At 61.6% G+C, this 12,383-nt stretch carries 12 protein-coding genes; 5 read left to right on the top strand and 7 right to left on the bottom strand.

Annotation, left to right across the window (positions count from 1 at the left end; genetic code table 11):
- Positions 1–117 precede the first annotated feature (117 nt).
- Positions 118–501, bottom strand: coding sequence for a PaaI family thioesterase (locus BM317_RS18235; protein ID WP_092169213.1), 384 nt, complete (start codon positions 499–501; stop codon positions 118–120).
- Positions 501–2,825 (bottom strand): Tex family protein, encoded by a 2,325-nt coding sequence (locus BM317_RS18230; RefSeq protein WP_092169210.1) that lies wholly within the window; start codon positions 2,823–2,825, stop codon positions 501–503. Before BM317_RS18230 ends, BM317_RS18235 begins: the two co-directional genes overlap by 1 nt.
- 356 nt (positions 2,826–3,181) lie before the next feature.
- Between BM317_RS18230 and ompR the strand changes: the two genes are divergently transcribed.
- Complete coding sequence (ompR, locus tag BM317_RS18225; protein WP_003196691.1) at positions 3,182–3,922, top strand: osmolarity response regulator transcription factor OmpR; 741 nt, start codon at positions 3,182–3,184, stop codon at positions 3,920–3,922.
- A 114-nt stretch (positions 3,923–4,036) separates the two neighbouring features.
- Positions 4,037–5,350 carry an ATP-binding protein gene (locus BM317_RS18220; protein ID WP_060739672.1) on the top strand — a complete coding sequence of 438 codons (1,314 nt, stop codon included), beginning with the start codon at positions 4,037–4,039 and terminating at the stop codon, positions 5,348–5,350.
- 77 nt (positions 5,351–5,427) lie between these two features.
- On the opposite strand, the gene rimK is transcribed toward BM317_RS18220, so the two are convergent.
- The gene (rimK, locus tag BM317_RS18215) at positions 5,428–6,333 is read right to left on the bottom strand and encodes a 30S ribosomal protein S6--L-glutamate ligase (protein ID WP_003196697.1); all 906 of its coding nucleotides are present in this window, start codon (positions 6,331–6,333) and stop codon (positions 5,428–5,430) included.
- On the bottom strand, positions 6,330–6,794 hold the full coding sequence (locus BM317_RS18210; RefSeq protein ID WP_170842319.1) for a retropepsin-like aspartic endopeptidase RimB: 465 nt from the start codon (positions 6,792–6,794) through the stop codon (positions 6,330–6,332). Before BM317_RS18210 ends, rimK begins: the two co-directional genes overlap by 4 nt.
- 254 nt (positions 6,795–7,048) lie before the next feature.
- On the opposite strand from BM317_RS18210, the gene BM317_RS18205 reads away from it, so the two are divergent.
- The 3 genes from BM317_RS18205 to BM317_RS18190 all read left to right on the top strand — a co-directional run bounded on the left by BM317_RS18205 (position 7,049) and on the right by BM317_RS18190 (position 10,376).
- Positions 7,049–7,453 carry an RNA-binding S4 domain-containing protein gene (locus tag BM317_RS18205; protein ID WP_092169204.1) on the top strand — a complete coding sequence of 135 codons (405 nt, stop codon included), beginning with the start codon at positions 7,049–7,051 and terminating at the stop codon, positions 7,451–7,453.
- A 297-nt stretch (positions 7,454–7,750) separates the two neighbouring features.
- Positions 7,751–8,653, top strand: coding sequence for an Hsp33 family molecular chaperone HslO (gene hslO, locus BM317_RS18200; RefSeq protein WP_060739669.1), 903 nt, complete (start codon positions 7,751–7,753; stop codon positions 8,651–8,653).
- A 178-nt stretch (positions 8,654–8,831) separates the two neighbouring features.
- A complete protein-coding gene (locus tag BM317_RS18190) occupies positions 8,832–10,376 on the top strand; it encodes a phosphoenolpyruvate carboxykinase (RefSeq protein WP_060739668.1) in 1,545 nt (514 codons plus the stop codon).
- 77 nt (positions 10,377–10,453) lie between these two features.
- Here the strand turns inward: BM317_RS18190 and BM317_RS18185 are convergent, their stop codons facing one another.
- The 3 genes from BM317_RS18185 to BM317_RS18180 form a co-directional block, all read right to left on the bottom strand.
- Positions 10,454–10,807 (bottom strand): DUF1493 family protein, encoded by a 354-nt coding sequence (locus BM317_RS18185; RefSeq protein ID WP_060739667.1) that lies wholly within the window; start codon positions 10,805–10,807, stop codon positions 10,454–10,456.
- Between the two features lie 91 nt (positions 10,808–10,898).
- On the bottom strand, positions 10,899–11,030 hold the full coding sequence (locus BM317_RS31195; RefSeq protein WP_256574169.1) for a hypothetical protein: 132 nt from the start codon (positions 11,028–11,030) through the stop codon (positions 10,899–10,901).
- Positions 11,031–11,151: 121 nt separating this feature from the next.
- Positions 11,152–12,216, bottom strand: coding sequence for a S8 family peptidase (locus BM317_RS18180; RefSeq protein ID WP_092169197.1), 1,065 nt, complete (start codon positions 12,214–12,216; stop codon positions 11,152–11,154).
- Positions 12,217–12,383 lie beyond the last annotated feature (167 nt).

The following is a 12,383-nucleotide window of genomic DNA, read 5'->3' as shown; positions in this document are numbered from 1 at the left end:
TTATCAGCCAACATTGAAGTCGCCTGACACGCCGCTTTCGCGAGCAAGCCCGCTCCCACAGGAAAGCCCGACACTGCATTCATGGCGTCGAAATTAACCCAAATCGATGACAGGGAGCTATAGGACAGCGAACGTGCCTTGCGCTTTTGCGACCAGTTTGTCGCCTTGCATCACCTCGGCCTCGACCACCAGCGTGCGCCGGCCCGGGTGGATGACCCGGGCGGTGCACAACACGTCGCCGTCGGACACGGCGCGAATGTAGTTGATCTTGCATTCGATGGTCGCGCTCTGCTGATCAAAGCCATGGACACTGGAACAGGCCAGACCCATGGCGATGTCCACCAGGCTGAACAGTGCGCCGCCGTGCAGCTTGCCGCCGCGGTTGCGCAACGGCGGCTCGAGGCCCAGGGCGACTTGCGCCACCCCGTCCCCCAGGCTGTGCAGACGGCAGCCGAGCAGCTTGAAAAACGCGCTCTCCACCAAGCCGGCCGGCACGTCCATCAGCGTTTCTTCAACTGCTTGGCGTTGGCGAACAACGAAGCCATGGCGTTGTTCGTCGGTGCCGCGGTGGCGGTTTCCTTGCGCGGCGCGGTGTTCTGCGACTGACGCGGCGTCGAGCCAGGACGAGCACCACGGGCACCGTCGACTTTCTCACCCGGCGTGTCGCTCATGCGCATCGACAGGCCGACGCGTTTGCGCGGGATGTCGACTTCCATGACCTTCACTTTCACCACATCGCCAGCCTTCACCGCTTCGCGCGGGTCCTTGATGAACTTCTCCGACAGTGCGGAGATGTGCACCAGGCCGTCCTGGTGCACGCCGATGTCGACGAAAGCACCGAAGTTGGTGACGTTGGTCACCACGCCTTCGAGGATCATGCCCGGTTGCAGGTCCTTGAGGTCCTCGACACCGTCCTGGAACTCGGCGGTCTTGAACTCGGGACGCGGGTCTCGGCCCGGTTTTTCCAGTTCCTGGAGGATGTCGGTGACGGTGGGCAGGCCGAAGGTTTCGTCGGTGAATTTCTTCGGGTCCAGGCGCTTGAGAAACGCCGCATCACCGATCAGCGAGCGGATGTCACGGTCGGTCTGGGCGGCGATGCGCTGCACCAGCGGGTAGGCTTCGGGGTGGACGGCCGACGAATCCAGCGGGTTGTCACCGTTCATGACCCGCAGGAAGCCGGCGGCCTGTTCGAAGGTTTTTTCACCCAGGCGTGGGACTTTCTTCAACGCGGCGCGGGTCTTGAACGCGCCATGTTCGTCACGGTGGGTGACGATGTTCTGCGCCAGCGTGGCGTTCAGGCCGGAGATCCGCGCCAGCAGCGCCACCGAAGCGGTGTTCACGTCCACACCCACGGCGTTCACGCAGTCTTCCACCACGGCGTCCAGGCCGCGCGCCAGTTTCAGTTGGGAAACGTCGTGCTGATACTGGCCGACACCGATGGATTTGGGGTCGATCTTCACCAACTCCGCCAGTGGATCCTGCAGGCGACGGGCGATGGACACCGCGCCACGGATCGACACATCCAGGTCGGGGAATTCCTTGGAAGCCAGTTCCGACGCCGAGTAAACCGAAGCGCCGGCCTCGGAGACCATGACCTTGGTCATTTTCATGGCTGGGTATTTCTTGATCAGCTCGGCGGCCAGTTTGTCGGTCTCGCGGCTGGCGGTGCCGTTGCCGATGGCGATCAGGTCCACCGAATGCTTGGCGCATAGGGCGGCGAGCACGGCGAGGGTCTGGTCCCACTTGTTGTGTGGCACGTGCGGGTAGACCGTGGCGTGATCCAGCAGCTTGCCGGTGGCGTCCACCACCGCCACCTTGCAGCCGGTGCGCAGGCCCGGGTCCAGGCCCAGGGTGGCGCGAGGGCCGGCCGGCGCGGCCAGCAGCAGGTCGTGCAGGTTGTGGGCGAACACGTTGATCGCCTCGGTCTCGGCGTTGTCGCGCAACTCGCCCAGCAGATCGGTTTCCAGGTGGGTGTAGAGCTTGACCTTCCAGGTCCAGCGCACCACTTCGGCCAGCCATTTGTCGGCGGCGCGGTTCTGGTTCTGGATGCCGAACTGCTGGCCGATCATGCCTTCGCACGGGTGCATGGTGCCCGGCAATTCTTCACCGACCTTCAGGGCGGAGCTGAGGATGCCTTCGTTGCGACCCCGGAAAATCGCCAGGGCGCGATGGGACGGCATGCTTTTGAGCGGTTCGTCGTGTTCGAAGTAGTCGCGGAACTTCGCGCCTTCCTCTTCCTTGCCGGCGATCACCCGGGCGCTGAGGATGGCTTCCTGTTTAAGGAAGTTGCGCAGTTTTTCCAACAGGTTGGCGTCTTCGGCGAAACGCTCCATGAGGATATACTTGGCTCCCTCCAGCGCCGCTTTCACGTCCGCCACGCCTTTTTCGGCATCGACGAAGCGCGCCGCTTCGGTTTCCGGGGCCAGGGTCGGGTCGTTGAACAGGCCGTCGGCCAGCTCGCCGAGGCCGGCTTCCAGGGCGATCTGGCCCTTGGTGCGGCGCTTTTGCTTGTAGGGCAGGTACAAGTCTTCGAGACGAGTCTTGGTGTCGGCCAGCTTGATGTCGCGCTCAAGTTGCGGGGTCAGCTTGCCCTGCTCCTGGATGCTGGCCAGGATGCTGATGCGCCGTTCGTCGAGTTCTCGCAGGTAGCGCAGGCGCTCTTCCAGATGCCGCAGCTGGGTGTCATCGAGGCTGCCGGTCACTTCTTTCCGGTAACGGGCGATGAAAGGCACCGTGGAACCTTCATCGAGTAGCGCGACGGCCGCTTCGACCTGCTGTGGGCGTACACCGAGTTCCTCGGCGATGCGGCTGTTGATGCTGTCCATAAAACCACCTGACAAATTGTGAAATCAGGCTCGCCACCACAGAAACCGGGCTCGGCGAGACTGGTTGAGCGGCCTGGCATGCGCCGCTGCCTGGGTCAAAAGGCTGCCTGTTGACCCGCGAAATTCAAAAAGTTGCCTTGCCAAGGCTGAAAAAATGGCACGCCGGGATCACGATCCGGCATTCCCTGGCACAAAAGGCCGCGCATTATAACCAGCGTTCCGTCCTGAGGGGGGGACAGGGTCTGTAGGCTTGATACCTGGATTGGTGGAGATAGAGGAAAAATCTGCTAACAATGCACACGGTGCGTATAACGGCAGCTAGGCCATAATGCGCGCCGAGATCAAAGGAGCTTCCTATGAGCAGCACTGCACAAACTGCTGAAGGCGAAAAAATTCTTATTGTTGACGACGATCCAGGGCTGAGCAGCCTGCTGGAACGCTTTTTCGTCAGCAAGGGCTACCGTGCCCGCACCGTACCGAACACCGAGCAAATGGATCGGTTGCTGGCCCGTGAAGTGTTCAACCTGGTCGTACTCGACCTGATGCTACCCGGTGAAGACGGCCTGACCGCCTGCCGCCGCCTGCGCGGCGCCAACAACCAGATCCCGATCATCATGCTCACCGCCAAGGGCGACGAGCTGAGCCGTATCAAGGGCCTGGAACTGGGCGCCGACGATTACCTGGCCAAGCCGTTCAATCCCGACGAGTTGATGGCCCGCGTCAAGGCGGTGCTGCGTCGCCAGTCGGCGCCGGTGCCTGGCGCGCCGGGCAGCGAAGATGAAAGCGTGACCTTCGGCGACTATGAACTGTCCCTGGCCACCCGTGAGCTCAAGCGCGGCGATGAGGTCCACATGCTCACCACCGGTGAGTTCGCCGTGCTCAAGGCCCTGGTGATGAACGCCCGACAGCCGCTGACCCGCGACAAGCTGATGAACCTGGCCCGTGGTCGTGAATGGGATGCGCTGGAGCGCTCCATCGACGTGCAGATTTCCCGCCTGCGCCGGATGATCGAGCCTGATCCTTCCAAGCCGCGGTATATCCAGACCGTCTGGGGCGTGGGTTACGTGTTCGTGCCGGATGGCGCCGCCAGCAAGTGATCGGCGATTTGTAGGAGCGGGTGGCCTGGCCGGTTGAAATGTCTTCTTCCAGGCGACTCGCGGTCTGTCATTGTGCGAGCATCGCTCGCTCCTGCAAGTGTGTAGCGGTTATTCATGAAAACCCCCGTTTGGTTCCCCCAGAGTTTCTTCTCCCGCACCCTCTGGCTGGTGCTGATCGTCGTGCTCTTTTCCAAGGCGCTGACGTTGGTGTACCTGCTGATGAACGAAGACGTGCTCGTGGACCGGCAGTACAGCCACGGCGTTGCCTTGACCCTGCGGGCCTATTGGGCGGCGGACGAAACCAACCGGGCGAAAATTGCCGAGGCGGCGACGCTGATCCGTGTCGTCGGTGCCGGCGTGCCGGAGGGCGAGCAGCATTGGCCCTACAGCGAGATCTATCAACGCCAGATGCAAGCCGAACTGGGCGCCGATACCGAGGTGCGCTTGCGCATGCACTCGCCTCCGGCGCTTTGGGTGCGGGCTCCGAGCCTGGGGGATGGCTGGCTGAAAGTGCCGTTGTACCCGCATCCGTTGCGCGGCCAGAAAATCTGGAACGTACTCGGCTGGTTCCTGGCCATCGGCCTGCTGTCGACGGCATCGGCGTGGATCTTCGTCAGCCAGCTCAACCAACCGTTGAAACGCCTGGTCTACGCCGCCCGCCAACTGGGCCAGGGGCGCAGTGTGCGGCTGCCCATCAGCGATACGCCCAGCGAGATGACCGAGGTCTACCGCGCCTTCAACCAGATGGCCGAGGATGTGGAACAGGCCGGGCGCGAACGCGAGCTGATGCTGGCGGGCGTCTCCCACGACCTGCGCACGCCCTTGACCCGGCTGCGGTTGTCGCTGGAATTGATGGGCGAGCACACCGACCTGACCGACGAGATGGTCCGCGACATCGAGGACATGGACGCGATTCTCGATCAGTTCCTGGCGTTCATACGCGACGGTCGTGATGAGTCCGTGGAAGAAGTGGACCTCAGCGAGTTGGTGCGGGAGGTGGTCGCGCCCTATAACCAGAACGACGAGAAAGTGCACCTGCGCCTGGAGCCGATTCAGCCGTTCCCGTTGCGCCGGGTGTCGATGAAGCGTTTGTTGAACAACCTGATCGGCAATGCCCTGAACCATGCCGGCGCCGGCGTCGAAGTCGCGGCCTATGTCTCTGGCGACACCAGCGCGCCTTACGTGGTGCTGAGCGTCATGGACCGTGGCGCCGGCATCGATCCTTCGGAGCTGGAAGCCATTTTCAACCCCTTCACCCGGGGCGATCGCGCCCGGGGTGGGAAAGGCACGGGGCTGGGCTTGGCCATCGTCAAGCGTATCGCCTCGATGCACGGCGGCAACGTCGAGTTGCGCAACCGCGCCGGTGGTGGGCTGGAAGCTCGGGTGCGGTTGCCGTTGGGCCTGATGCTGCCAAGGGATGCGGTATAGGGGCAGCTGCAAGCCGCGAGCTTCAAGCTGCAAGTTGAACCGGCTTGGCTTAAAGCTTGAAGCTTGAAGCTGCTCTTCTAGCCCTTTCCTTTGGTTCGGGTCATGTTCGGCCCGCCATTCTTTTCCAGGTGCTCGATGATGATTCCCGCCACGTTCTTGCTGGTGGTGGTCTCGATGCCTTCCAGGCCCGGCGAGGAGTTGACCTCCATCACCAGTGGCCCGTGGTTGGAGCGCAGGATGTCCACGCCCGCCACGGCCAGGCCCATGACCTTTGCGGCCCGCAGGGCGGTCATGCGCTCTTCCGGGGTGATTTTGATCAGGCTGGCGCTACCACCGCGATGCAGGTTGGAGCGGAACTCGCCGGGCTTGGCCTGGCGTTTCATCGAGGCAATCACTTTGTCGCCAACCACGAAGCAGCGGATGTCGGCGCCACCGGCTTCCTTGATGTATTCCTGGACCATGATGTTCTGCTTCAGGCCCATGAATGCCTCGATCACCGATTCCGCTGCCGTCGCGGTTTCACACAGGACCACGCCGATGCCCTGGGTGCCTTCCAGCACCTTGATCACCAGCGGTGCGCCGTTGACCATCGCGATCAGGTCGGGAATGTCGTCGGGGGAGTGGGCAAAACCGGTGACCGGCAGGCCGATCCCGCGCCGTGACAGCAGTTGCAGCGAGCGCAGCTTGTCCCGGGAACGCGCGATGGCCACCGACTCGTTGAGGGGAAACACCCCCATCATTTCAAACTGGCGCAACACGGCGCAGCCATAGAACGTCACCGATGCGCCGATGCGCGGGATCACCGCGTCGAACCCTTCCAGCGGCTTGCCACGGTAGTGGATCTGAGGCTTGTGGCTGGCGATGTTCATGTAGGCGCGCAGGGTATCGATCACCACCATTTCATGGCCACGTTCGGTCCCGGCTTCAACCAGGCGACGAGTGGAATACAGACGCGGATTACGCGACAGCACAGCGATCTTCATGCAACACCTGTGGCAGAGGTAGTGGACACCGGGAATGCCGGCTTTTCTTGAACATATTTGCTGCCCGGATTGACTACCAGTTGGCCGTCGATCAAGGCTTTGGAACCCAGTAACAGGCGATATCGCATGGATTTGCGGCAGGCGAGGGTGAACTCGACCCGCCAGACCCGGTCACCCAGCGCCAACGTGGTGCTGATCACGTAGCGGACCTGAGCGTGGCCGTTGGAACTCTTTATGGTCTTGCGCGCCACCAGCGGGGCTTCGCAGCGGCGATGGCGCAATTGCACCACCGTGCCGAGGTGCGCGGTGAAGCGCACCCACTTTTCGCCATCGCGCTCGAACGGCTCGATGTCGGTGGCATGCAGGCTGGAGGTGCTGGCCCCGGTGTCGATTTTTGCCCGCAGGCCCACGACTCCCAGATCCGGGAGCGCCACCCACTCGCGCAAACCGACGACGGTCAAATGGTCAAAAGTCTTCAATTAAAAAAACCTGCGATCAGTGCATCGGATCGTGGACTCCGCGAATCGCGGTATTCACGCAGAATAATCACAAAATGGCGACAGTTATCTACGCACTTGTGTGTGCTTGTAACCGATTCCGGCCGAAGCGATGGGTGTGGCGTTGGTTTGGCGGGCATTCTATCCGTCGGGCCTGATTCGTGCGCTCGACAAAAACGGTAGTACAGTTCCGGCTATTGGCAGAAAGAGGAATTGCAGTGGCACAAAAAAAGGAAGAAGACGACAAGGTCCGTCTCGATAAATGGTTGTGGGCGGCGCGCTTCTACAAGACGCGGGCCCTGGCCAAGACCGCCATCGAAAGCGGCAAGGTCCATCACCGGGGAGAGCGCTGCAAGCCGGGCAAGGAGCCCCGCATCGGCGATGAGTTTGTCATCCGCACCGGGTTCGATGAAAAGACCGTGGTGGTCGAGGCCCTGTCGATCGTTCGGCGCGGCGCACCTGAAGCGCAGGCGCTGTATCGTGAAACCGAAGCCAGCATCGCCAAGCGCGAAGCCGCCGCCGCGCAACGCAAGGCCGGCGCATTGGGGGTCAGCACCGATGGCAAGCCGAGCAAGAAACAGCGCCGGGACCTGTTCAAGTTTCATGGCAGCAACAGCGAGTAGGCGCGCAGGCCTGGCTGCCTGTCAGTCAGGCGATTGTGGCGAGGGGATTTATCCCCGCTGGGCTGCGTAGCAGCCCCAACCAAACATGTGGCTCACAGGTGCGAGGGTGCACGTTCAAAGGGCTGCTGCGCAGCCAGCGGGGATAAATCCCCTCGCCACAGGTTCCTGTGGGATCAGTCCATGGGGTTACGCCATGCGGATCTTCCCGTCAGGCAAACCCAAGCCTTGCTTGGAACCCACCCTGAATGCCCATAAAATGCCCGCCATCATTTGTCATCACCTCAGATACCAGATCCTATGACTGATTTACCGGATACCGACTACACCCAACGTTTCATCTTCGATGACAGCGACGCCCGTGGCGAGCTGGTGGCGTTGGAGCGTAGCTACGCCGAAGTCCTCGCCAAGCACCCCTATCCGGAGCCGGTCGCACAACTGCTCGGCGAGCTGATGGCGGCTGCGGCGTTGTTGGTGGGCACCTTGAAGTTCGATGGCTTGCTGATTCTCCAGGCGCGCTCCGAAGGGCCGGTCCCGCTGCTGATGATCGAGTGCTCCAGCGAACGCGAGATCCGCGGCCTGGCCCGTTATCACGCCGAGCAGATCGCGCCCGATGCGACCCTGGCCGACATGATGCCCGACGGCGTGCTGGCCCTGACGGTGGACCCCACCCACGGCAAGCGCTACCAGGGCATCGTCGATCTCGACGGCGCGACCCTGGCCGAGTGCTTCACCAACTACTTCGTCATGTCCCAGCAGACCAATACCCGGTTCTGGCTCTACGCCGACGGGCGGCGCGCGCGCGGTTTGCTGCTGCAACAACTGCCCGCCGATCGCCTTCGCGACACCGAGGAACGCGACGCCAGTTGGCAGCACATCACCGCTCTGGCCAGCACCCTGAGCGCCGATGAGTTGCTGAGCCTGGACAACGAAACCGTACTGCATCGCCTCTATCACGAGGAGCAGGTACGCTTGTTCGACGGCCAGCCGTTGCGTTTCCAATGCAGCTGCTCTCGTGAACGTTCCGGCAATGCGCTGGTCAGTCTGGGTCTGGAAGATGCGCAGCAACTGGTGATCGAGCATGGCGGCGCCATCGAGATCGACTGCCAGTTCTGCAACGAGCGCTACCTCTTCGACGCGGCGGACATCGCTCAATTGTTCGCCGGTGCGGGTGTCGACACACCGTCAGATACTCGACACTAAAACGGTTCAGCGCAGGTAAATCTCCTGGCAAACGCCGGATTTACGCCGTACTGACGGGAGGGCCCTACTTTTTTTGGGCTTTTCTGGCATAATCCGGCCCACTTTTTTCGGGTAGTAGTGCGCGACTTCCTACTACAAAACGTTTGGAGCACTCGGCCACGGGCCGACGGGGAATCTCATGACGCAAGCCAATAACGCCGTGTACACCGATCTGAGTGTCGATGATCTGGTCAAAGAAGCCCTGAATCGCGGTGAAGGCGAGCTTGCCGATACTGGCGCGCTGGTTGTCCGTACCGGTCATCGTACCGGTCGCTCGCCAGTCGACCGTTTCATTGTGGAAGAGCCAACCACCCAGGACGCCATCGCCTGGGGCCCGATCAACCGCAAGTTCCCGGCCGACAAGTTCGATGCCCTGTGGAACCGCGTCGAAGCCTACCTGGGTGAGCGCGAGCGTTTTGTCTCCCATGTGCATGTAGGTTCCGATCCTGCGCACTACCTGCCGGTAAAGATGACCACTGAGACTGCGTGGCACAACCTGTTCGGTCGTTGCCTGTTCATCAACCCCGAGCAGTACAACGCCGGCGGCAAGGACGAGTGGCAGATCCTCAACGCGCCGAACTTCGTCTGCGAGCCTGAGCGCGACGGCACCAACTCCGACGGCACCGTGATCATCAATTTCGCGGCCAAGAAAGTGCTGATCGCCGGCATGCGCTACGCCGGCGAAATGAAGAAAGCCCTGTTCTCCGTGCAGAACTTCCTGCTGCCAGCCGTTGACGTGCTGCCGATGCACTGCGCCGCGAACATGGGCGAAGAGGGCGATGTGACCCTGTTCTTCGGCCTGTCGGGCACCGGCAAGACCACCCTGTCCGCCGATGAAAGCCGTTACCTGATCGGTGACGACGAACACGGTTGGGGCGTGGGCGTGGTCTTCAACATCGAAGGTGGCTGCTACGCCAAGTGCATCGACCTGTCCGAGAAGAACGAGCCGGTGATCTGGAAAGCCATCCAGCACGGCGCCGTACTGGAAAACGTCGTCCTGGACCCGGTCACCAAGAAAGCCGACTACGCCGACGACAGCCTGACCCAGAACAGCCGCGCTGCGTACCCCCGTGAGCTGATCGAAAAACGCGCACCGAAAAACCTCGGTGGCGAGCCCAACGCCGTGATCTTCCTGACCTGCGACCTGACCGGCGTACTGCCGCCGGTGTCGATCCTCAGCGAAGAACAAGCCGCCTACCACTTCCTGTCCGGCTACACCGCACTGGTGGGCTCGACTGAAATGGGCTCGGGCAGTGGCATCAAGTCGACCTTCTCCACCTGCTTCGGCGCCCCGTTCTTCCCGCGTCCGGCCGGTGAGTACGCTGAGCTGCTGATCAAGCGCATCCGTGGTTTCGGCTCCAAGGTCTACCTGGTCAACACCGGCTGGACCGGTGGCGGCTACGGCGTCGGCAAGCGCTTCAATATCCCGACCACCCGTGCGGTGATCGCGGCGATCCAGAGCGGCGCGCTGATCGGTGCTGAAACCGAACACCTGGACATCATCAACCTGGACGTGCCGCTGGCTGTTCCAGGTGTCGAGACTGGCCTGTTGAACCCACGCAACACCTGGGCCGACAAAGCCGCCTACGACGAAGCAGCCAAGGCATTGGCCGGTCTGTTCACCGAGAACTTCAAGAAGTTCGACGTGAGCGACGCGATCAAGGCTGCAGGTCCGCAGCTGTAAGGCTTGCTTGGTGAATGAAAAAACCGCCCTTCATGGGCGGTTTTTTCATGGGCGGCTATTTGAGGTGCGCCGATCAGCTAGGCCTCTTCCACTTCCCGCGTATCCCATCGCTGTGCCTTGATCGCCTTGTAAAGCATGCCGATGGTCAATGGCAGCTTGTTCCCCCGACCCTTGGCCCTGCGCTTTTGAAACACATCGAACCCTTCAGGCTGAAAATAGCGGTAGGCGTCGTAGTCGATGAGTTCGATGGCGAACCGCTCCTCCAGTGCCTCCATCAGGTGCCGGGCGTCCGCGCCATCGCAACCCAAGTCGAGATTGATCGCAGTGCCCAGGCGAATCGTCTTGCGTTCAGGCAAGCCGATTTCTTCGTGGAGCAACTCCATGAGCTGGCGCATGGCATGGTCATCGGGGAAGTCTGGCGCAAGGTGCATGATGAAATGTCCAGAATAAAAGAGGTGCGTCTGTACCGGTGGAAAGTTTAGGGGGAAATCGTTGCCCGTTGGAAAAAGAAGAACGCTGCAATCAAGAAATCGCAGGCGTTGCGATTGTGGTTTTGACCGTCGCGAGGATTGGCGGGTCGTCGGGGAATTTCATGCATCCGCCCAGTAGTAGGGACAGCATCAGGACGGTAGGTAGGTTCAGTTTGTGCGTCATGGTTATTTCCTTTTTCAAGTAGCGAACCGCGGGCGTCCTGCCGTTGGTGGGTCAAGCGCAAAGTGTTCATGGGTATCGCGAGTCGATTGCTGCCAGGCTCGCGAGCGATAAGGGTTTGGGTTCAGTCAGCCATCTGTTCAGGCATGCGTAGTGCGGCGGCCTCGAGGTCCATCAATCCTCTGCCATAGGCTTCGCTGTTGGCGTAGATACCTGTGCGGTTGGCTGTCGCCAGCAGATGTTCGCGTATCTGCTGCGGGCTGAGTTGCGGGTGAAGGCTTTGTAGCGCCGCCAGTGCGCCACTGACCAACGCGGCGGCGGGAGATGTGCCAGCGGTCTGCACGTAGCGGCCGTCCTTGCCAACGGTGAGCAGGCCGGCCTGTGCACCGGCGTCTCCGCCGGGAACGGCGATGCACCAGGCAGCTGCGACGCCGCAATAGTTGGATTTGCCATTGATGGCGCTACCGTCGTTCTTCAACGCCACCACTGCGATCCAGCCTTTTTCCAGCTCTGGCAATGCGGCTGGCAGTCCTGGCTCGGCCAGGGGCTCGCGCTTGAGTTCGTTACCGGTGGGGAAGACCAGCACGGCGCCGTCCGCGACCAGTTTTCGAGCGACGGCCAGGGAGTCGGGCATCACCTGGTTGTAGCGCGCCTCATTGATCTCGGTGGCTGGAATGGCGTTGGCCCACGAGTTGTTGAACAGCCGGGCACCCTTGTCAAAACCACTTTGCCAGGACCGGGCGATTTCGCTGTCGAAGAAAAACGGCTCGTTGTCGTCGCCAAAGCGAAAGGGGATCATCCGCGCATTGAACGCGATGCCATGCATGCCCTGGTCGTCCTTGTTGGCGGCGAGAATACCGGCCATCTGCGTGCCATGACCGATGCGGTCAACGGTGCCTGGACGGTCTTCGACATGGTCGAATCCAGGATCACCCAGTCTGCCCTCGAACTCCTCGAGGCTGGCGTTGAGCCCCGAGTCGATCAACGCCACGACAACATCCCGGCCAGTCCCGCCACGAGCATAGAGCGCTGATGCCTTGACGACGGCCAAGCCTTGTTGAGCGTGATACTCCGGGGTTTCGAACTGGGCAGGATCCACGGCGGGTGGATCGGGGACGGTCAAGCAACCGGCGAGCAATGAGGCCGACGTGATCGTCAGTGCGCGTAGAGCGGAAAATGGGTGTGGCATGGTTCGTTCCTTGAAGAATTGAAATCGAGCGTCAGCCTTCCTGGCCTTGACGTACAGCATGAGTTTTCGGCGCACCTTACCGTGGTGGCGAAGTCGGGACGAGACATCAAATTGCCCGGATTTGTATCTGCTCGTGGCAAGGCAAAGGCATTCGACGCTGTATCATC

The organism is Pseudomonas sp. NFACC24-1 (genome assembly GCF_900115235.1).
GTDB classification, from domain to species: domain Bacteria; phylum Pseudomonadota; class Gammaproteobacteria; order Pseudomonadales; family Pseudomonadaceae; genus Aquipseudomonas; species Aquipseudomonas fluorescens_AA.
This window is presented reverse-complemented; position numbering and strand designations above follow the sequence as displayed.